At 75.5% G+C, this 20,532-nt stretch carries 18 protein-coding genes; 8 read left to right on the top strand and 10 right to left on the bottom strand.

What is annotated here, in order from left to right; all coding sequences use genetic code 11:
- Positions 1 to 61 precede the first annotated feature (61 nt).
- Together ACFTZA_RS05435 and ACFTZA_RS05440 are read left to right on the top strand one after the other, a co-directional pair.
- Entirely contained in the window at positions 62 to 1,420 is a 1,359-nt protein-coding gene (locus ACFTZA_RS05435; protein ID WP_378191614.1) for an endonuclease/exonuclease/phosphatase family protein, read from the top strand.
- Positions 1,421 to 1,715: 295 nt separating this feature from the next.
- Complete coding sequence (locus ACFTZA_RS05440) at positions 1,716 to 2,873, top strand: ScyD/ScyE family protein (RefSeq protein WP_378191616.1); 1,158 nt, start codon at positions 1,716 to 1,718, stop codon at positions 2,871 to 2,873.
- A gap of 17 nt (positions 2,874 to 2,890) precedes the next feature.
- On the opposite strand, the gene ACFTZA_RS05445 is transcribed toward ACFTZA_RS05440, so the two are convergent.
- The gene (locus ACFTZA_RS05445; protein ID WP_378191618.1) at positions 2,891 to 3,841 is read right to left on the bottom strand and encodes an SDR family oxidoreductase; all 951 of its coding nucleotides are present in this window, start codon (positions 3,839 to 3,841) and stop codon (positions 2,891 to 2,893) included.
- Positions 3,842 to 3,892: 51 nt separating this feature from the next.
- The gene (locus ACFTZA_RS05450; RefSeq protein ID WP_378191620.1) at positions 3,893 to 4,639 is read right to left on the bottom strand and encodes a DUF3159 domain-containing protein; all 747 of its coding nucleotides are present in this window, start codon (positions 4,637 to 4,639) and stop codon (positions 3,893 to 3,895) included.
- Positions 4,640 to 4,837: 198 nt separating this feature from the next.
- Here ACFTZA_RS05450 and ACFTZA_RS05455 point away from each other — a divergent pair, with 198 nt between their 5' ends.
- Positions 4,838 to 5,686 carry a helix-turn-helix transcriptional regulator gene (locus ACFTZA_RS05455; RefSeq protein WP_378191622.1) on the top strand — a complete coding sequence of 283 codons (849 nt, stop codon included), beginning with the start codon at positions 4,838 to 4,840 and terminating at the stop codon, positions 5,684 to 5,686.
- 3 nt (positions 5,687 to 5,689) lie between these two features.
- Here ACFTZA_RS05455 and ACFTZA_RS05460 read toward each other — a convergent pair whose 3' ends face one another.
- The gene (locus tag ACFTZA_RS05460) at positions 5,690 to 7,117 is read right to left on the bottom strand and encodes a pyridoxal phosphate-dependent decarboxylase family protein (protein WP_378191624.1); all 1,428 of its coding nucleotides are present in this window, start codon (positions 7,115 to 7,117) and stop codon (positions 5,690 to 5,692) included.
- A gap of 215 nt (positions 7,118 to 7,332) precedes the next feature.
- Here ACFTZA_RS05460 and ACFTZA_RS05465 point away from each other — a divergent pair, with 215 nt between their 5' ends.
- The 4 genes from ACFTZA_RS05465 (at position 7,333) to ACFTZA_RS05480 (ending at position 12,295) form a co-directional block, all read left to right on the top strand.
- Complete coding sequence (locus ACFTZA_RS05465; protein ID WP_378191626.1) at positions 7,333 to 8,952, top strand: asparaginase; 1,620 nt, start codon at positions 7,333 to 7,335, stop codon at positions 8,950 to 8,952.
- A 185-nt stretch (positions 8,953 to 9,137) separates the two neighbouring features.
- Entirely contained in the window at positions 9,138 to 9,473 is a 336-nt protein-coding gene (locus ACFTZA_RS05470) for a hypothetical protein (RefSeq protein WP_378191628.1), read from the top strand.
- Entirely contained in the window at positions 9,470 to 11,740 is a 2,271-nt protein-coding gene (locus tag ACFTZA_RS05475) for a hypothetical protein (RefSeq protein ID WP_378191629.1), read from the top strand. Before ACFTZA_RS05470 ends, ACFTZA_RS05475 begins: the two co-directional genes overlap by 4 nt.
- A gap of 126 nt (positions 11,741 to 11,866) precedes the next feature.
- Complete coding sequence (locus ACFTZA_RS05480; RefSeq protein ID WP_378191631.1) at positions 11,867 to 12,295, top strand: YchJ family protein; 429 nt, start codon at positions 11,867 to 11,869, stop codon at positions 12,293 to 12,295.
- Here ACFTZA_RS05480 and ACFTZA_RS05485 read toward each other — a convergent pair.
- The 7 genes from ACFTZA_RS05485 to ACFTZA_RS05515 all read right to left on the bottom strand — a co-directional run bounded on the left by ACFTZA_RS05485 (position 12,271) and on the right by ACFTZA_RS05515 (position 19,275).
- A complete protein-coding gene (locus tag ACFTZA_RS05485) occupies positions 12,271 to 13,233 on the bottom strand; it encodes a ribokinase (protein ID WP_378191633.1) in 963 nt (320 codons plus the stop codon). The genes ACFTZA_RS05480 and ACFTZA_RS05485 overlap by 25 nt on opposite strands.
- A gap of 42 nt (positions 13,234 to 13,275) precedes the next feature.
- Positions 13,276 to 14,133, bottom strand: coding sequence for a dihydrodipicolinate synthase family protein (locus ACFTZA_RS05490; RefSeq protein ID WP_378191635.1), 858 nt, complete (start codon positions 14,131 to 14,133; stop codon positions 13,276 to 13,278).
- A 97-nt stretch (positions 14,134 to 14,230) separates the two neighbouring features.
- Entirely contained in the window at positions 14,231 to 15,346 is a 1,116-nt protein-coding gene (locus tag ACFTZA_RS05495) for an exo-alpha-sialidase (RefSeq protein ID WP_378191637.1), read from the bottom strand.
- Entirely contained in the window at positions 15,343 to 16,869 is a 1,527-nt protein-coding gene (locus tag ACFTZA_RS05500; RefSeq protein WP_378191639.1) for a tripartite tricarboxylate transporter permease, read from the bottom strand. The genes ACFTZA_RS05495 and ACFTZA_RS05500 overlap by 4 nt, the downstream gene beginning before the upstream one ends.
- Positions 16,866 to 17,492, bottom strand: coding sequence for a tripartite tricarboxylate transporter TctB family protein (locus ACFTZA_RS05505; RefSeq protein ID WP_378191641.1), 627 nt, complete (start codon positions 17,490 to 17,492; stop codon positions 16,866 to 16,868). The genes ACFTZA_RS05500 and ACFTZA_RS05505 overlap by 4 nt, the downstream gene beginning before the upstream one ends.
- Complete coding sequence (locus ACFTZA_RS05510) at positions 17,492 to 18,466, bottom strand: tripartite tricarboxylate transporter substrate binding protein (RefSeq protein WP_378191643.1); 975 nt, start codon at positions 18,464 to 18,466, stop codon at positions 17,492 to 17,494. The genes ACFTZA_RS05505 and ACFTZA_RS05510 overlap by 1 nt, the downstream gene beginning before the upstream one ends.
- A gap of 95 nt (positions 18,467 to 18,561) precedes the next feature.
- Complete coding sequence (locus ACFTZA_RS05515) at positions 18,562 to 19,275, bottom strand: GntR family transcriptional regulator (protein ID WP_378191645.1); 714 nt, start codon at positions 19,273 to 19,275, stop codon at positions 18,562 to 18,564.
- 157 nt (positions 19,276 to 19,432) lie between these two features.
- Here ACFTZA_RS05515 and ACFTZA_RS05520 point away from each other — a divergent pair, with 157 nt between their 5' ends.
- On the top strand, positions 19,433 to 20,464 hold the full coding sequence (locus ACFTZA_RS05520) for a LacI family DNA-binding transcriptional regulator (protein ID WP_378191647.1): 1,032 nt from the start codon (positions 19,433 to 19,435) through the stop codon (positions 20,462 to 20,464).
- Positions 20,465 to 20,532: the final 68 nt, after the last annotated feature.

The raw sequence follows: 20,532 nt of genomic DNA on the forward strand, positions 1-20,532 counted from the left end.
GCGGGGACGACGGTCACGACGGCGGGCACCGACGCTCCGCCGACGAGGAGAGGGGCTCCGCATGCGCAGCACGTCCAGGACCTTCCGCGGGCGGGCACGATCCGCCGGCACCAGCACGCGGCGCGGGCGCACCGCCCTCGCCGCGGCTCTCGCGGCGACCCTGGCCGTCGGCGCCGTGGGCGCGTCGGCGGGCTCCGCCGTCGGGCACCCCGGGCAGGACCACTGGCACGAGCAGGGACACGGACGCGGGCACGGACACGGCTGGGCCCACGGGAAGGGCACGACGCTGCGCGTCGCGACCTACAACGCGAGCCTGAACCGTGCCGCGGCGGGCGAGCTCGAGGCGGACCTGTCGACGCCCGACGACCCGCAGGCCGCGACGATCGCGGAGGTGCTCCAGCGCACCCGCCCGGACGTCGTGCTGCTCAACGAGTTCGACTTCGTGCCCGACGGCCGGGCCGTCGACCTGTTCCGCGACAACTACCTCGAGGTCCCCCAGGGCGGCGCGGAGCCGATCGAGTACCGGTACGCGTACGTCGCGCCGTCGAACACCGGGATCCCGAGCGGGTACGACCTCAACGACGACGGCACCGTGGGCGGCCCCGACGACGCGTTCGGCTTCGGCGCGTTCGAGGGGCAGTACGGCATGGCCGTGCTGTCGCGGTACCCGATCGAGACGGACGACGTGCGCACGTTCCAGCACTTCCGGTGGAAGGACATGCCGGGCGCGCTGCTCCCCGACGACCCGGCGACGCCCGAGCCGGCCGACTGGTTCTCCCCCGAGGAGCTCCAGGTCGTGCGGCTGTCGAGCAAGTCGCACTGGGACGTGCCGGTGCGCGTGGGCCGCGAGACCGTGCACGTGCTCGCGTCCCACCCGACGCCGCCGACGTTCGACGGCCCCGAGGACCGCAACGGCCGCCGCAACCACGACGAGATCCGGTTCTGGGCCGACTACGTCACGCCGGGGAAGGCGTCGCGGTACGTCTACGACGACGACGGCCGCCGCGGCGGGCTGCGCCCCAGCGAGTCGTTCGTGATCCTCGGCGACCAGAACGCCGACCCGCTCGACGGCGACTCCGTCGACGCCGCGATCGACCAGCTGCTCGACCACCGGCGGATCACGGACCCGGTGCCCGCGTCCGAGGGCGGCGTCGAGGCCGCGGCGCTGCAGGGCGGCGCGAACGCGACGCACGAGGGCGACCCGCGCTACGACACCGCAGACTTCGCCGACACCGCGCCGGGCAACCTGCGCGTCGACTACGTCCTGCCGTCGCGCGACCTGCGGGTGCGCGACGCGGGGGTGTTCTGGCCCGTGCAGGCCGACCCGCTCTCGCGCCTGACCGGCACCTTCCCGTTCCCGAGCAGCGACCACCGGCTCGTGTGGGTCGACCTGCGGGTGGGTCGCGGCGGCGGGCGCTGACGCACCAGCGCGGAGGGCACCGGCCCCGAGCGGGCCTTCTCCGACAGTCGCCCGGGGCGACGATCGTGGCGCGATCGTCGCCCCGGGTGCACACTCGTCGAGGCTGCGACGCTCATCGTCGAGCGTCCAGGCCCGTCCAGCCGGCACCGCGCCGGCTCACGGCACCGTCGCCCGCGACGCGCGCCTCCGTCGTCCGGCCCGACGACACCCTTCCTCTCGCCCTGGTCTCGTCGGCCCGCCCGCCCCCGTGGCGACCCCTGCCGAGGCCCGGGCACCGCCGGACCTTGGAGCACCCATGAGACGAGTTCCCACCGTCCTGGCCGCCGCGGCGACGACGCTGCTGCTGGCCGCCACCCCCGCCGTCGCGCACGGCGGAGGCCGACCGGACCCCCGCCCGCCGACCGTCACCGACGTCACCACCGGCCTCGTCGGGCCGCTGAGCCTCGCGGTCGGCCACCACGGCACCACCTACGTCACCCAGGACTTCGCCGGCCTGCTGACCGCCGTCGACCGCCGCGGAACGCAGACCGTCCTCTACGAGTCAGGAGGGCCCGAGGTCGCCGGCGTCTCGTACGACGGCCACCGGACGCTCACGTTCACCGAGACCGTCGCGGACCCGGAGACGATGGCGATCTCCGCGTCGGCGGTCAAGACCCTGCGCCTCGACCGGCGCGGCGCACCGAGCGGTGACCCGGCCGTCCTCGTGGACACGTACGCGTTCGAGCAGGCGAACAACCCCGACGCCGGCGTGACCTACGGCCTGCGCGACACCGACCCGGCGTGCGTCGCCCAGATCCCGGAGAACCCGATGTTCCCGGCCCTGTACCAGGGGATCGAGGACTCCCACGCCTACGCGACGACGTCGTGGCTCGGTACCACGTTCGTCGCCGACGCGGGCTCGAACACCGTCCTCTCGGTGGACCGTCGCGGGACGGTCCGCACGGTCGCCGTGCTGCCCGCGCAGCCGGCGACGATCACCCCGGAGGCCGCGGCCGCCGTCGGGTGGCCCGAGTGCGCCGTCGGCCAGACGTACTGGTTCGAGCCCGTGCCGACGGACGTCGAGGTCGGCCCGTTCGGCCAGCTGTACGTGACGACGCTCCCGGGCGGCCCAGAGGACCCGAGCCTCGGGCTGGGTGCCCGCGGTGCCGTGTACACGGTCGACCCGTGGCGCGGGAGGACGCGGCAGGTCGCGACGGGCTTCGTCAGCGCCACGGACCTCGCCGTCAGCCCCCGCGGTGACGTCTACGTCGCCGAGCTGTTCGGCGGCCGGATCTCCGAGGTGAAGCGGGGCGGTCCGCGGACCGTGGTCGAGGTGCCGCTGCCCGCCGCGCTCGAGTGGGACGGCCGCGGGCTGCTCGCGACGACGAACGCCCTGCCCGGCGAGGGCGCGCCGCCGGACGGGCACCTCGTGCGCGTCGACCTCGGCAAGCGCTGGGGGCACTGGGGCCGCTGACCCTGATGCTGCCGGGCTCACGCCGCCACGGCCGCCGCGAACGACACCCCCGTCAGCTCCTCGGAGACCCGCCAGACCCGGGCGGCCTCCGCGGGGTCGCGCAGGGGCCGGTACAGGGCGTGCTCGGCCGGGCCGCCCCCGAGGTGCCCCGGCCCGTCCGGGCCGTGGAGCCGACCGCCGCGGGCCTGCGGCGACGTGGCGGCGAAGAGCGCCGGCAGCGCGGCGCTGTCCGGCGTCCCGAGCAAGATCCCGGCGCGCGACAGCCGGCGGATGAGCGCGATCTGCGGGGTGTCCCGGTCGCGCCCCATCTCCGGCCGCGCGACGAGGAGGCTCGTCGGAGCGACGCCGGGGTGCGACAGGTTGCTCGTGACGCCCCAGCCGCCGGCCACGCTCCGCCGCTGGAGCTCGAGCGCGAAGAGGCCGAACGCGATCTTCGACTGGCCGTAGGCCCGCCGCGCGTCGTAGAGGGTCTCCCAGTTCACGTCGTCCCAGTGCATCGACCCGCTCCGGGCCGCCACGCTGATCTGGGAAGTGACGCGCGCCCGGCCTGCGGACAGCAGCGGCAGCAGGTGCGCGACGAGCGCGACGTGCCCGAGGTGGTTGGTGCCGAGCTGGAGCTCGAACCCGTCCTCCGTGGTCCGCCGCTCCGGCGGGGTCATGACCCCGGCGTTGTTGACCAGCAGGTGGAGGGGCCGGCCCTCGTCCCGCAGGTCCTGGCCGAGCGCGGCCACGGAGCGCAGGGACGCGAGGTCGAGGTCCTTCAGCACGACACGTGCCGTCGGGTGGGCCGCGACGATGCGGGCGGCGGCCGCGTCGCCCTTGGACCGGTTGCGGACGGGGAGGACGACCTCGGCGCCGGCGGCGGCGAGCCGCTGCGCGACGACGAGACCGATCCCGTCGCTCCCCCCGGTGACGAGGGCGCGCCGCCCGGACAGGTCGGGCAGGGTCAGGTGAGGTGTACGAGGCACGATGGCTCCTTCGGAGACGGGTTCGGGTGGGTGAGGTCGACGAGGTCGGGATCAGCGGTGGCCGGGCACCGGGAGGGCGACGGGCGCTCCGGCGACCCGGCGCGCGACGACGAGGGTCACCGCGAAGTGGACGGCGAACGCCGAGGTCGCGCCGACCTGGACCGCGGCCAGCACCGCGGGCTCGTCGGCGAGGTAGAAGACCACCCGGACGACGAGGTTCGCCGCGGCCATGCCGAGGCCGACGAGCGAGGTGACGGTGTAGACGCGCCGCAGGGCGGCGTGCCGGGGCCAGTCGCGCGGCCCGCCGGCCAGCCGGTTGACCATGAAGCCCGTCAGGGGCCTGCCGGCGAGCAGCGAGACCACGTAGGCGAGGACGAACACCACGGGCAGCACCATGGTGGGCAGGAAGAACGCGCGCGCCTCCCCGGCGAGGGCCGCGACCGCCGCGCAGACCGCGGCGACCACGAGCCCGGCGACCGCCGCCCCGGGCGGCTCCCGGCGGGCGAGCCGCACCCCGCTGGCCACGACGGCGGTGACCGCCAGCGCGACGAACGCGGGTCCGAGCCCGGCGGCGGCGTCCGTGGCGACGAACGCGATCGTGGGAGCCGCGGCGACGGCCAGGCCGACCGGCCCGCCGACGCGCTCCAGCGCTCGCCGTGCGGCGGCACGCCCCTCGGACAGCTGCTCGGGCTCCGGGAGCCCGAGCACCTGACGAGCGGTCGCGCTGGCGCTCCACGGCACGCCGCCCGGAGGGGCGAGCCCGGGGGGCAGGGCGGTGGTGACAGGTCCAGAGCTCATGGGTTCCTCCTGGGATCGGACGGTGGCGTGCTGCCACCCTCGTCCCAGGACGCCGGCCGCATCCAGGGCCTGCCGGTCCCTGCCTGACGGTCGCCGCCCGGCGGGAGCGCGCCGGCGCAAGGGGGGATCGGCAGACCGTGGCTCAGGGGTGCGTCGGCGCGGTAGAAACGAGGACCACCCAGCCGAAGGAGACGACCGGTGATCGACAGGCCAGGACTGGCGGACTTCCTCCGCCGCCGCCGGCACGCGCTGCAGCCCGAGGACGTCGGCCTCCCGCGCGGGCGCCGGCGCCGGACCGCGGGGCTGCGCCGCGAGGAGATCGCGACGCTGTGCCACATGTCGACGGACTACTACGCGCGCCTGGAGCAGGAGCGCGGACCCCACCCGTCGGAGCAGATGGTGGCGTCGATCGCCCAGGGGCTGCACCTCAGCCTCGACGAGCGCGACCACCTCTTCCGCCTCGCCGGCCACCACCCGCCCGCGCGCGGCGACGCGCTCGGCGACCACGTCAGCCCGGGCCTGCTGCGCATCCTCGACCGCCTGGTCGACACCCCCGCGGAGATCGTCACCGAGCTCGGCGAGACGCTGCGGCAGACGCCGCTCGGCGTGGCCCTCACGGGGGACACCACCCGGTACACCGGGCCGTCCCGCAGCCTGGGCTACCGGTGGTTCACCGAGCCCGCGAGCCGCGACCTCTACCCCGCCGAGGACCAGCCGGTCCTGTCCCGGGTGTACGCCTCGCACCTGCGCGAGCTCGTCACGCTGCGCGGCCCCGGATCCCGGGCGGCTCGCCTGGCCGAGCTCGCCCTCGCGCGCAGCGAGGAGCTGCGGCACCTGTGGGACGCGCACGAGGTCGGCCAGCGCCGCCGTCTCGAGGAGACCAAGCGCTTCGTCCATCCCGAGGTCGGCCCGCTGGAGCTGCACTGCCAGACGCTCGTCGACCCGCAGCAGTCGCACCTGCTGCTCGTGTACACCGCCGTGCCGGGCAGCGAGAGCTACGAGAAGCTGCAGCTGCTCTCGGTCGTCGGCGCCGCCACGCACGCCTGACGGTCAGACGCTCGCCGCGCGGTCCAGCGCGGCGAGGCTCGTGCGGACGTCGTCGTCCGTCGTGGCCCATCCGCTCACGGAGATGCGGAGCACGGACCTGCCGTGCCAGCGCGAGCCGGACATCCACGCCGTGCCGTCGTCGAGGAGTCGCCGCACGACGTCCTGGGTCCGCGCGTCGTCGCCGAAGGACGCGCACACCTGCGTGAAGACGACGTCGTTGAGCACGCGCGCGCCGTCGATCGCGCGCAGCCCGTCGGCGAACGCGGCCGCGTGCCGCACGAAGCCGTCGACGAGGTCGGCGACGCCCGAGCGGCCGAGCGCGCGCAGCACCGCCCACACCGGGAAGGCCCGGCCGCGGCGCGACAGCTCGGGCACCTTGTCGAGCGGGTCGCCGGCCTCGCTCTGGATGAGGTAGTCCCCGTGCATCCCCATCGCCGCGCGCAGCGGCACGGGGTCGGCGACGATCGCGAGGCCGCAGTCGTAGGGCACGTTGAGCGTCTTGTGCGCGTCGGTCGCCCAGGAGTCGGCACCTTCGTACCCGGCGACGAGGTGGCGCAGCGCGGGCGACGCCGCCGCGAAGAGGCCGAACGCGCCGTCCACGTGCACCCACGCGCCGTGCCGGTGCGCGACGTCGACCACGTCGGCGAACGGGTCGAACGCACCCGAGTGCACGTTGCCCGCCTGCAGGACGACGATCGTGGGGACCGTGTCCCCCGCGCCGCCCCCGGCGCCGTCGTCGGCGCCGTCGTCGGCGCCGTCGTCGGCACGCTGCGGCGCGTCGTCGAGCGCGGCCGCGAGCGCCGCGGCCGAGATGCGGCCCTGGTCGTCCGCCGCCACGACCTCGGGTGCGCCCAGGCCGAGGTAGGACAGCGCGAGGTCGACCGACTCGTGGCGCTCGGCGCCCACGAGCACGCGCACGCGCGGCGCGCCCGTCAGCCCGTCGCGGCGCACGTCTCGGCCCACGCGGCGCAGCACCTCGGTGCGCGCGGCCGCGAGCGCCGTGAAGTTCGCGGTCGTCGCGCCGGTGACGAACCCGACCGCGCTCGAGGTGGGGAGGCCGAGGAGGTCGAGCAGCCACGCGCTCGCGACGTCCTCGACCGCGGTGTGCGCGGGGGTGAGGGCGCGCAGGGCGGCGTTCTGGTCCCACGCGCTCGTGAGCCAGTCGGCGGCGAGCGCGGCCGGGTGGCTGCCGCCGATGACCATGCCGTAGAAGCGGCCCGACGGCATCGCGGTGAGGCCGGGGCCGCACGCGGTGGCGAGGTGGTCGACGACGTCCGCGGCCGGCGTCGGGCGGTCGGGGAGGTCGGTGCCGAGGGCGGCGACGACGTCGTCGACCGTCGCCTGCGGGGGCACGGGCCGCGTCGCGAGGGCGTGCAGCCAGGTCGTCGCGTGCTGGTGCGCCCGGTCCAGCGCGGCGTCGCGCTCGTCCATGGGTCCTCCCGAGGGCCGTGCCCGTGGTGGACCGGCGTCCGTCCACCCACGCGTCTCGAGGCGGGGGACGCCCGTCCACCCGGAGAGATGCGCCGCGGGGCCCCGGTGATACAGCGCCGGGCGACCGGTCGTCAGTTCTTACGTCCGGGCAACGGCCCGGCAACACCCGGCCCCTAGCGTCGGGCGAGCCAGGCTCCCTCGACGGAAGGCCCTTCGTGAGAACGTTCACCCTGACCCTCTCCGGGCGCGTCGTCGCGCTCGTCGTCGCCGTCGTGCTCGCGCTCGCGGCCGTCGTCGCGACCGTCGCGTACGGCGTCGCCGACTCGCGCGCGACCGCGGCCGCGGCGCGCGCCGCCGGCGCGCAGCCCCCCGTCGTCGCCGCGGGCGCGCCGACGGCGACCAACCCGCTCGGCATCTCCTCCACCCGGTACGCGACCGCGACCGCGACGGCGAACGAGCCCGACGCGAGGCCGAAGGTCGTCGTCGTCGGCACCGGCGGGACGATCTCGGGCAAGGCCTCGGGCCGCGAGACCTTCACGAGCTACCGCTCCGGCTCGTACCTCATGGAGGACATGCTCGACGCTCTCCGCCCCGAGCTCGACGCCGTCGCCGACGTCTCGGCGGTGCAGTTCGGCAACGCCGGCTCGTCGGGGTACTCGATCGCGCAGTTCCACGCGCTGACGCAGGAGGTCGAGAAGCAGCTCGAGACGGCGGACGCCGTCGTCGTGACCACCGGCACGGACACGCAGGAGGAGTTCGCCTACTGGCTGGACCTCACCGTGCAGTCGCGCAAGCCCGTCGTCACGTCCGGCTCGATGCGTCCGTGGGGTGCGGGCGACGGCCCGGAGACGGACCTGGTGTTCGGCACCGACGCGCCCGCGAACCTGTACAACGCGATCAAGGTCGCCGCGTCGCAGCAGACGTACTGCTTCGGCACCGTGCTCATGCTCAACGACGAGATCCAGGCGGCGCGCGAGGTGACGAAGACGAACTCGTACCGGACGGACACCTTCCAGTCGCGCGAGTACGGCGTGCTCGGCTGGATCGACGGCGACCGCATCACGCTGGGCCGCGCCCCCGCTCGCGTCCTGACGTGCGACACGGAGGACTGGTTCACGCCGTTCGACCTCGACGACGTCGCGCCCGACGACCTGCCGCGCACCGAGATCCTCATGTCCTACCAGCAGGCCGGCGGCGAGGCCGTCACCGCGTTCGCGGACGCGGGCGTGCAGGGCATCGTCACGGCGGGCACCGGCGCGGGCGGCATCTCCTCGGCCATGAGCCAGGCGCGCTCCGCCGCGATCGGCGAGGGCGTGTGGTTCGTCTCGACGACGCGCACCGGGTCCGGGTCGTCGTACGGCGCGGGGAACGGGGTCATCGCGGGCGGCGACCTCACTGCGATCAAGGCCCGGCTGCTGCTCCTGCTCTCGCGCGCCTTCACCGAGGACCTCGAGACGGCGCGCGGCTGGTTCGCGACGTACGGGTCGCCGTCGTTCGACCAGTCGACGACCGCGGAGACGGTCGGCGCCACGCCCGGCAGCACCGCCGTGCTGTTCTCCGGGACCGCGACGCCCGCGTGCAAGGCGAAGAAGGCCGAGCTCACCGTCGCGATCACCAACAGCGACTCCGTGGCGATCGACGTGCGCGTCGCCAGCCCGGCGGGCGGCTACAAGTTCACCAAGGTCCCGGCCGGGAAGACGGTGAAGCACACCATCCCGGCGAAGGCCGCGGACCTCGCCGCGGGCGAGGCCACGCTCACCGCGTACAAGAACGTCGACGGCCAGGGCATCCAGACCGTCACGACGGCGGCGTACCCCGCGACGAGCTGCGGCTGACCCGCTGAACCGCTGACGACCGCGTCGCCGAGCACGAGGTTGCTGCCGGTATCGGCCTGATACCGGCAGCGACCTCGTGCTCGGCAGGGCCTGTGGATGACGCCTGCGGAGGTTCGTGCCGCGTTGCTACGGTCGCGGCGCGACGCGGGCACACGGCTCGCGCGGTGGACCGGTCAGGGGGCGCGATGGCGCACGTCGACGTCGACACGGACGCGCTCGCCCTCGCGGCAGCGCGGACGGCAGGTGTCGCCGGGGCGCTGCTCGCCGTGGCAGGACCGCAGGGCGGCACGGCCGCCGCGACGGGTGACGTGACCCTCGCCGCCGCGCTGACGGAGCTGCACCGCACGTGGGCACCCGCGCACCGCGCCCTGCTCGCGGACCTCGACGCGCTCGCCGTCGCGCTGCGCGGCGCGGCCGCCGTCCTGGACGGCGCGGAGTCGCTGACGACGCAGGACCTCGCCGCGGTCCTCGTGCCCGCCGCGCCCGCCGGCCCCCTCCAGGCACGGGCGGTGTGCCGGTGACCGACACCGAGTTCCGCCCGCTCACGGGCGACCCGTCCACGCTGCGCGCCACGGCGGACGCCTTCGCCCGGGTGCAGGCCGCGCTGACGACGACCGGCGACGGTCTCGCGCCCGTGCGCGACGTCCTCACAGGTCAGCGCAGCACGGCCGTCACCCTCGCCCTGGGGCACGTCGACGACCTCGTCGCCCGCGCGCGCACGCAGGCGGCCCTCCTCGGCGCGGCGGGCGACGCGCTGCGCGACTACGCGGAGCGGCTCGCCGAGCGGCAGACCGCCGCGGCGCTCGCGGTCCTCGGCCGGGAGGCCGCCCTCGCCGCCCAGGAGCGCTGGGACGCCGAGGAGCGAGCCGCCCGGGTCGAGGCGGCCTGGGACCCGACCCGGGTCGGCGACCCGTTCACCGCGGACCGCGCCGTGCGCGCCCGGGCTCAGGCCGAGGCCGCGCGCGACGACGCCCGGCGCGCGGAGGACGCCTGGCGTCGCGCCCGCGACGCGAAGCAGGAGGACGCCGCGAGCACCACGGCGCGGATCGTCCCGCTGCACGACTCCGCCGCGGTGCGGGCCTGGGTCGGGACCGGCGACGACCTCGCGGCGTTCCAGGCGTCGGCCGCGGGGCTGGCCGCGGCCCGTCTGGTCGACGGCGTCGTGGACCGCAGCGTCCACGGCGCGGAGCGCGACGCGGCGGTGGCCGAGCTGGCCCGGCAGATCGACAGAGCCGGCGACGACCCCGCGTTCTGGGCGACGTTCTACGACGAGACGCCGCCCGCGGACCTGTACGTGCTGCTCGGCGAGGAGGGCAGCGCGGTCGGTGTCGACGGGTCGGTGCTGGACCGTACGTCGCCCGCCGGGGCTGTCGCCGCGGCGGTGCGGTCGAGCTTCGGCGCGTGGACCTCCACGCTGCCGCCCGAGGAGCAGGAGGCGCTCGGAGCGCGGGTCGTGGACGACCTCGGGACGCAGACCATCCCGGTCGGGTGGTCGTCCACCGCGACGCTGCTCCTCGCCGGAGCGCACGTGCACCCCCGCGTGCACGCGGGCGCCGTCCGGCGGATCGAGGCGGTGCGGCGCGACCTCGCGGCCCACCCCGACCCGCTGGCCCCGATCCCGTTCGAGCGGGACACGACGCACCTGACCGCCGCCGCGCTCGAGGGGATGGCCGCGTCGTCGGAGGAGTCGTTGCGGTACCTCGACGGCGACGGCGACAAGGTGCTCGCAGCGGCGCGGTCGGCGCTGTGGTTCGGCACCCAGCCCGCCGGCGGGTGGGCCGACGGTGGCGACGGCGTGACGGCGCTGCTGCGGTCGGCCGTGCTCCTCGGCGAGGCGGAGCCCGACCACCAGCGGGCCGCTGCCCTCGTCCTGTCCCGGGCGACGATCGACCTGCCCGGCGGCCTGCTCGCGCACGACGGCCTGCTCGCCGCGCGAGGCCTGCTTCCCCCCGACCTCTCGGAGACGGCGCAGCGCCGCCTCGCCGACGCGTACGCGCCCTACATCGACGCGTTCGACCGCAACGTCAACGCCATGGACGACTTCCCCGCGGTCGGGACGTGGACGGCGCTGCCCGACGCTCACGACGCCGCGTTCCCGGGCATCGCCGGCCGTCACCTGCCGTACCTCGAACCGCAGGGCCTCAGCGACGTGCTGTCCGCCACGATGGCCGGCGAGGCGGGGACGGCACGGTGGCAACGCGAGATGCTCGAGCACCACGAGCGGACGGCGGCCGCCGTCCTCGCACCGGGCTCGGACGTCCGCGGGCGGGCGGAGACGGTCTCCGTCGTCGACGCCTTCCTGCACGCCCACGGCCACGCGGTGTCCGACGCCGGGGTCATCGCCGGCAGCATGCACCGGGCAGCGCTCGAGCACGCCGAGGACGGGAACGCGCGGTACGCGGCCCAGGTGTCGACCCTCATGACGGCGCTCGGGCTCCTCGTCCCGACGCAGGGAGCGGCGGCCGCCGCCGCTCCCGTGCTCACCGTCACCGGCGACTACCTCGTGAGCCTCGACGGCCGGGTGCAGATGGCCGTCGACGAGGCGGCGGCGGATGGCCACGCCGAGCAGGTCGTCCTGGCGAGCCGCGGACAGAGCCTGCTCCTGGCCGCGCTCGCCGAGGACGGCGTGGACCCCACGGAGGCCGAACGTCTCGTCACCGCCCGCCTCGCGCTCGACGACGGCGCGTCCCGTGCCGCCTTCACGTCCGCCTTCAAGGAGGCCGCGGGGCTCGCGGATCCCACGGGCACGCCCGACCCCGACCCCACCGACCAGGCAGGCACCCCGTGAGACCGACGTCCCTGACCTCTCCCCTCCCGCGCGTCCTGCTCGTCGTCCTCGCCGTCTCGGGCGTGCTCGTCGCGATGCTCCTCGTCGGGCGGACGAGCACGGCCACGACGGCCTACGCTCGTCGCCATGGCCACGTCGTCCCGCGCCCTGCCCGACGACGCACGGTGCCCGTGCCTGTCCGGAGACGTCTACGGCGCGTGCTGCGGTCGCCACCACGCCGCCCTGCGCGCCGGCGGCGCCGGTGCCCCGACGGCCGAGGCGCTCATGCGTTCGCGCTACAGCGCCTTCGTCGCGGACGACGTCGCGTACCTGCTCGCGACGTGGCACCCGTCGACCCGTCCCGACGAGCTCGACCTGGACGACGACGTGCAGTGGCGACGCCTCGACGTGCTGCGCACGGAGGCCGGTGGCGCGTTCGACGACACGGGCGTCGTCGAGTTCGTGGCGCACCACCGCTCGCGGCTCGACCCGGCGGCACGGGGCCGGCTGCACGAGGTGAGCCGGTTCGCCCGGGTCGACGGGCGCTGGCTCTACGTCGACGGCGAGGTCGGCTGAGCCGCGGCGAGCACCTCGTCCCGCGCGGGGACCGCGTCCTGCGCGCCGTGCCGCGTGACCGCGAGCGCACCGGCGGCGCCGGCGACGCGTGCCGCGGCGACGAGGTCCGCACCCCGGGCGAGCTCGGCGGCGAGCACGCCGCAGAACGTGTCCCCGGCGCCGGTCGTGTCGACCACGTCGACGCGGCGGCCCGGGAGCCGCACCGCCTCCGCGCCGCGACGCGCGACGAGGCACCCGTCGCCGCCGAGCGTCACGACGACCGAGGGCACCCGCGCGAGCAGCGCGCCCGCGAGGCCTGCCGGGTCGGCGTCGGACCCCGCCCCGGCGAGGTCCGCCGCCTCGTGCTCGTTGACGACGAGGACGTCGATCTCGCGCCACAGCACGTCCGGCAGCTCGCGCGACGGCGCGGCGTTGAGGACGAACGGCACGCCGGCACGGCGCGCGCCCGCCGCTGCGACGACGGTCTCGACGGGGATCTCGAGCTGCGCGAGGACGACGCCGGCGGCGGCCAGCAGGTCGTGCGCCGCGTCGTCCACGACGACGTGCGAGTTGGCGCCGGGCGCGACGACGATCGCGTTCTCGCCGTCGGGCGAGACGGTGATGAGCGCCGTCCCGGACGCTCCCGGGACCGTGCGCACGGCCTCGGTGGCGACACCCGCCCGGGCGAGGGACGCGCGGAGCAGGCGCGCGCCGTCGTCGTCGCCGAGCGCCCCGACGAGCGCCGTCGTGGCGCCACCCGCGTGCGCCGCGGCGACCGCCTGGTTGGCGCCCTTGCCGCCCGGTGCCCGGCGCAGCTCGCCGCCGAGCACCGTCTCGCCGCCGTGCGGGTGCCGCGGGACGTCGACGACCACGTCGACGTTCGCGCTCCCGACGACGACGACGCGGCCGTCACCCGTCCCGACGTGCATCCCGTCCGCCTCCCGCTCCACGGAGCCCATCCTGCCTCGTGCCCGCCTCGTGCCTGTCCCGGCCCGTGCCGGTCAGCGGTGCGCGGCGACGGCGTCGGCGATCCGTGCCCGCGTGTCCGCGTCGACGGCGGGCAGGGACATGCGTGACGCCCAGGCAGCGCCGTCGCGTGCGGCCATCGCGGCCTTGAGCCGGGGGATGGTCGGGCCGACGAGCGGCACGATCTCCTGCACCGTGCGCTGGAGGTCCTCGGCGGCCGGGTCGCCGGCGTCCAGCGCGGCGGCCAGCGCGGCGAACGTCTCGGGGAACGCGCTCGAAACACCGGACACGACCCCGGTGCCGCCCGCGGCGAGCACCGTGGGCAGGGTCGAGTCGTCGCCGGAGTAGAGCTGCTGGCCGTCGCCCAGCACCGCGGCGTACTCGGGCAGGCGCGCGGCGGCGCCGCCGGACAGCTTGACGCCGACGAGCCCCGGCAGCTCCATGATCCGGCGCAGCGTCTCGGGCGACACCTCGGACCCGGTCCGCTCCGGGAAGAGGTACGCGTAGACCTCGGCCTGCGGGTGCGCCTGCGTGAGCGAGCGGAAGAACTCCACGGTCCCGTCGTCGTCGGTGGGCAGGTAGTACGGGGTGAGCAGCGCGAAGCGCGTGATCCCGAGGTCGGCGGTCGCGGCGGCGAGGCGCAGGACCTGCCGCGTGCTGCCGTGGCCGAGGTGCGCGACGACGCGCTCGGCGCCGAGCACGTCCGCGGCCCGGCGGAAGAGCTCGAGCCGCTCGTCGTCCTCGAGCGCGGGGAACTCGCCCGTCGTGCCGGCGACGAGCGCGCCGCCGACGTGCGGGGCGATCGTGGCGAGCGCCTTCTCGTACGTGCCCAGGTCCAGCTCGCCGTCGGCGGTGAACGGGACGGGGACGGCGCTGATGATGCGTGCGGTCATGATGTCCTTCCGGAGGGTCCCGGCGGTGGGCGCGGGACGTGGTGCTCGGTGGTCGGGTGGCGGGGCGGGGCGCCGCAGGGGCCGCGGCGCGAGGAGGTCAGACGGCGCGGAGCAGGTCGAGCGGGACGTGCGCCTCGACGACGCCCCGGCGCTGCCAGGTGTAGGTGACGAGCAGGGCGTCGTCGTGGAGCACCGCGGCGGGGTACGAGTACTCCCCCACCCCGGCGGTCGCGACGCCCTCGTCGGCGGGGGCGAAGGCGGCGACGTCCTGCGGTGGCAGGGCCGGGACGAGGAACGGGTCGTCGTCGACGGGGGTGCGGCCGTCCTCGACCGTCGCGGCGTACCGCCACGTGCGGCCGTCGTCGTCGGAGACCGAGACGACGAGCGGGCAGCGCGGCGCCCAGTCCCCCGACACGGGGTTGTGGACGCACGCGGCGCGGCCGCCGGGCAGCGCGACGACGGTCAGCCCCGAGTTGTTGTTGGGCAGGTCCGCCGGCTCGGCCGTCGACCACGTCCGGCCACCGTCGGACGAGGACGCGCGCAGCGCGTGCCCCTCCGTGCTGCGCAGCAGGACGTGCAGGCTGCCGTCGGCACCGGCCCAGAGCGCGGGCTGGATCGCGCCGGCGCCCCGCAGCCGCGAGCGGTCGAGCGGGATCGGGACCTTCTCCCACGTGCGGCCCGCGTCGGTCGAGCGGTCGACGAACGGCGCCCACTCGGGCGCGTCGCCCCAGCGCTCCGTCGACCCCGGGGCGAGCCACGCGCCGTCGGGCAGCAGCAGCGGGGCGTTCTTCACGGGGCCGCGGCCGCCCGCGTCGCCGGGGACGAGCTCCGTGGCGTCCGACCACGTGCGCCCGCCGTCCGTCGACCGCGCCACCCACGTGGACCAGGCGGAGATCCGCGGGCCCCGCTTGGCGAAGAGCCAGACGGCGCCGTCGGGGCCGTGCGCGAGCACGGGGTTCCAGTGCGGGACGTCGGCCGGCAGCACCACCTGCGGCTCGCTCCACGCCTCGCCCGGTGCTCGGCGGGCGAGGCGCACGCGCGTGTCCGTCGCACCCTCGTGCGTGCCGGCGAACCAGGCGACGAGGATCTCGCCGTCCACGACGAGCACCGAGGACGCGTGCGCCTGGAACCGCTCCGGCCCGTCGACGTGCACCCAGCGTCGGCGCACGCGGCGGTCGACCGCGGCGGGTGGCCGGGCCGAGGTCGCCGTCACCGCCCGCTCCCGCTCGTCGCCTTCTCGCGGTCCGCGTCCTGCTCGGTGCGGCGGCGGCGCGCGGTGCGCGCCCGGGCGACGATCGGCGTGGCGAGGCCGATGAGCGCGAGCACGAGGAGGACGGCCGAGATGGGCTGCGTGACGAGCACGGACGGGCCGTCGATGAGCAGGGCGCGGCGCAGGTTCGCCTCGGCGAGCGGGCCGAGGAGCAGCCCGAGCACGACCGGTCCCGCGGGGAACCCGGTGCGCTTCATGATCACGCCGATGACGCCGGAGACGAGCATGACCCACACCGTGTACATGTTGTTCGTCGTCGTGTACGTGCCGACGATGCAGAACACGAGGATGCCCGCCCACAGGTAGTGGTTCGGCAGGTCGAGCAGCTTCACCATGCCGCGCATGCGCACGAGGCTGATGCCCAGCGAGAGCACGGTCGCGACGATCATGATCGTCGCGATGGTCACGACGAGGTCCGGGTTGTTGCTGAAGAGGGACGGACCCGGCTGCAGTCCCCAGATGACCATCGAGCCGACCATGACGGCCATGACGGAGTCGCCCGGGATGCCGAGCGCCATCGTCGTGGTGAGCGACCCGCCGAGCGTCGCGCTCGACGAGGTGTCCGCCGCGGTGAGGCCCTCGACGGAGCCCTTGCCGAACTTCTCCGGCTCCTTCGACAGCCGCTTCGCGCGGTCCCAGCCGATGAGGCCGGCGATGTCGCCGCCCGCAGCGGGGACGATCCCGACGACCGTGCCGATGACCGAGCCCAGCGCGAACGGCTTGCGCATCTGCTTGAGCTCGCCCCGCGTCGGCCACCAGCGGCCGAGCGACGAGATGGGCTTCACGGCGTGCGCGCGGTGCGTCAGGAGCTGGTCGAAGAGCTCCGCGATGCCGAACAGGCCGATGATGACGGCGATGAACGGCAGGCCCGAGTTGAGGTCGTTCACGCCGTACACGAAGCGCTCGTCGCCCGTGATCGGGTCGCGGCCGATCGTCGCGATCGCCAGGCCGACGATGCCGGCGATGACGCCCTTGAGGATCGAGCGCGACGAGATCGAGATCATCACCGTCAGGCCGAAGACGACCAGCGCGAACATCTCGGCGGGGCCGAACTCCAGCGCGAGCTGTGCGATCGGGCGGGCCGCGACGAGGAAGACCGCCATCGACACGAGGATGCCGCCGGTCGTCACGAGCGAGGACGAGACGAGCGCGAGCCCGGCCTTGCCCTGCTTCGCCATCGGGTAGCCGTCGAGGGTCGTCGCGATCGCCGCCGGGGTGCCGGGCGTGTTGACGAGGATCGACGGGATGCGGTCGCCGTAGTTGGCGCCGACGTAGATGGTGAGCAGGACCGCGAGGCCCTGCACCGGCTCGAGCGTGAGCGTGAAGCCGGCCGCGAGCGCGACCGCCATCGACCCGGTGACACCGGGGAAGGCGCCGACGAGCGTGCCGACGAGGAGCCCGGCGAGCAGGCAGACGAGGACCGTCAGGTCGAGCAGCGGGGACAGCCCGTCGAGGAGGACGTTCACAGCGGCACCTCGAGAAGTGTGTGGAAGAGCAGGTAGATGCCCGCGGTCGTCAGGAGCGGGAACAGGACGAGGGTGCGCCAGCCGCGCGCGCCGAACAGCGCGACGGCGGCCAGCAGGAACACGGGCGTCGCGACGAGGAACCCGACGAGCGGCCACAGCACGAGGTAGCCGGCCGCGAGCGCGACCGTCGCCACGAGCCGGACGAGACCGGTACGGGTGGTCGCCTCCAGGTCGCCGCGGTCGGGCGGTCGCACGACGGCGACGACGAGCAGCGCGGCCGCGAGCACGGCGCCGACCGTGCCGAGCAGCTCGGGCCACCAGCGCGGGTCGATGCCGCCGGTCTCGACCCGGACCTCGATGCGCCGTGCGAGGAACGCGAGGCCCCCGAGGACGACGAGAGCGACGAGCGCCGACCCGATCTCCAGGCGACGCGACGGCTCGGCCGCCGGGACGGTGTCGTCGTCCCGGGTCGCGGCGTCGACCAGCATTGCGTCGGTGGGCGAGGCGCCGGCGGGCTGGACGTCGGCGGGGTGTGCGGTGCCCGCGGCCGGGGCCGCCGCCCCGTCCACGGAGGACGGGGCAGCGGCGCCACGGGTGCTACGGGTGCTGCGAGCGATCTTCATCAGTCGTCCCCGAGCAGCGTCCCGAACCGGTCGTACTCGCTGTTGACGAAGTCGGTGAACTCGTCCGCGGTCTTGTAGACGGGCAGGTTGCCGGACTTCGTCACGGTGTCGACGAAGCCGTCGGAGGTCGCGGCCTCCTCGATCGCCGACTCCAGCGTGGAGCGCACGTCGTCGGGCAGGCCGGCGGGCGCGTAGATGCCGCCCCAGCCGCCGAACTCGAGGTCGTAGCCGGCGTCCGCGGCGGTCGGGACGTCGGGCAGGTCGGGGTAGGTCTCGTCGTGGAAGACGGCGAGCGCCTTGACCTGGCCCTCGTCGACCGCGGCGGAGACCTCGCCGGCGCCCGCGACGGCCGCGTCGACCTGGCCACCGATCGCGGCGGCCAGTGCCGGCGCCCCGCCGTCGAACGGCACGGGGTTGATCTGGGCGCCCGTCTCGGCGGCCAGGCCCAGCGCGGCGGCCTCCCAGATGGACCCGGCGCCCGAGTTGGCCACGGCCATCGGCGTGGACTGCGCCGCGTCGACGAAGTCCTCGAGCGTGTCGTACGGGCTGTCGGCCGGGACGACGAGCACGCCCGGGGCGAGCATGATCTGGCCGAGGAAGTCGTAGTCGGCCGGGTCGACGTCGTAGCCCGCGTGGCCCAGCATCGCGATCTCGACCGGCGAGAACCCGATCGTGTAGCCGTCCGGCTCCTGCTGCGCGACGTACTGCATGGCCGTGGACCCGGCCGCTCCGGGCCGGTTCTCGACGACGACCGACTGGCCCAGGATCGGCTCGAGCTCCGTCGCGAGAGCGCGCGAGGTGAGGTCGGAGCCACCGCCGGCGGCGGCCTGGACGATGAGGGTCACGTCGTCGGTGGGGAACTCCTCGCCGCCCCCGCCGGAGGAGGTGCCGCCGTCGGAGCAGGCGGCGAGCGCGAGGCCGGACGCCGCGAGAGCGGCACCGAGGGCGAGCGAGCGGGTGGTGCGTCGGGTCATGGTCGTAACAACTCCCTTGTCGGTACTCGGGTGGTGCGGGGGGTGCGGGTCGTGCTGGGTGGGGCGGCGCCCGTCTCTGGGCGTCGGCGGGAGGGTCAGGCGGGGGTGTCGCCGTGGGCGGTGGCCACGAACCGCGAGTACGCGGTGAGCATGCGGCGGTGGGAACCGTCGAGGTGGGCCTCGAGGAGCGCCACGGCCTGCGGCTGGTCGCCGGCGCGGATCACGCGCAACAGCTCGACGTGGTCCTCCAGCGTGGGCGCGAGGTCGTGGTCCTCCGCGTTCGTCACCGTGAGCATCCCGGCGAACGTCGGGCGGTACTGCTGCCAGATCGCCTCGAGGCGCCGGTGGCCGGACGCCGCGTAGAAGGCGGAGTGGAAGTCGAGGTCGGCGGTCGCGAAGGCGGCGGGGTCCTGCGCCCTCGCGGCGGCGGCCATCCGGTCCAGCGCGGCGTCGGCCGCGGCGTGGTCGACGTCGGTGCCGGACATGCACTGCCGCACGGCCTCGAGCTCGAGCAGGCGCCGCAGGACGTACAGCTCCTCGATGTCGTCGAGCGCGAGACCGATGACGAACACCCCGCGACGGCGGGACTCGACGAGCCCTTCGGTCTCGAGCTGGCGCAGGGCGTCGCGCACGGGGCCGCGGCTGACGTCGAAGGTCCGGGAGAGCTGGGCCTCCACGAGGTGGGTGCCCGGGCGGAGCTCGCCGGTGATGATGAGACGGCGCAGGTGGTCGACGACGTGCTGCCCGAGGGCGGGAGCCGGTCTGACCCCGAGGGCTGCGCGCCCCCACTGACCGTCGGTGATGCTCACGTGGACCTCCTCGTCCATGGTGTAATCGATTACTGCTAACGGTTGACCGTCAACATAGGCCCATGCAGGCGCGCCGCGCAACACCCCAGGTCACATCCGGTGCGCCACCCTCGCCGCGTGCAGCAGACTGGGCGCCACCCCGACCCCAGGAGGTCCCGTGACCCGGATCGTCGACGTCGCCCGGCAGGCCGGCGTCTCGACGGCGACCGTCTCGCGCGTGCTCAACGGCAAGACGGTGCGTCCCGAGCTCGCGGCCGCCGTGCACGCCGCGGTCGCGGCGCTCGACTACGTGCCGGACCGCACGGCCCGCTCGCTGCGCCGCCGGTCGAGCGACGTCGTCGCGCTCGTCCTGCCCGACGTCGAGAACCCCTTCTTCACCGCCGTCGCGCGCGGCGTCGAGGACGTCGCGCAGGAAGCCGGCTACTCCGTGGTGCTGTGCAACACCGACGACGACCCGGCGAAGGAGGCGCGCTACCTCGGCGTCGCCGAGCACGAGAACATGGCCGGCGTCCTCATCGCCGCCGCCCCGGGCGACCCGCCGCTCGCGAACCTCCTCGCCCGCGGCCGCGCGGTCGTCGCGCTCGACCGCGCCGTCGCCGAGGACGTCGACCAGGTCACCTTCGACAACACCGCCCTGGGCCACCGGGCGACGCGCTCGCTCCTCGACCGCGGCTTCCGGCACATCGCGTGCGTGACCGGACCCGACGCGACGAGCACGGCGGTGCAGCGCGCCGACGGGTGGCGCGCCGCGCTCGCCGAGGAGGGCCTCGACGCACCCGACGAGCTCCTCGTCCACGCGAACTTCCGCGTCGACGGGGGCTACGCCGCGACCAGCCGGCTCCTCGACCGGACCGACCCGCCGGACGCCGTCCTCGCCACCAACAACCTCGTCGGCGTGGGCGCGCTCCGTGCGCTCGCGGACCGCCGCGTCCCCGTCGCCGTCTCGGGCGGCGACCGCCCCGCCGACGGGCGGGGGGAGGGCGCGACCGGCGTCGGGATCGTCGGCGACCTCCCGTTCGCGACGTCGCGCACCGACCAGGTGGCGCTGCTGCCCCTCAACCCGCGCGGCCTCGGCGTGACGGCCGCGAGCATGCTGCTCGAACGCCTCGACGGGCTCGACGAGCCGGCGCGCCACGTCGTCCTGGACGGCACACCGAGCGACGGGTCCCGCGCCGCGGCGCTCCCCTGACACGGGCCGTCCGCACCGCGTCACCGGCTCCGACCGACCGGCTCCCGCGTCCGGCGACTTGCTTCTGT

The organism is Cellulosimicrobium sp. NPDC057127, assembly GCF_042670945.1.
Lineage (GTDB): Bacteria > Actinomycetota > Actinomycetes > Actinomycetales > Cellulomonadaceae > Cellulosimicrobium.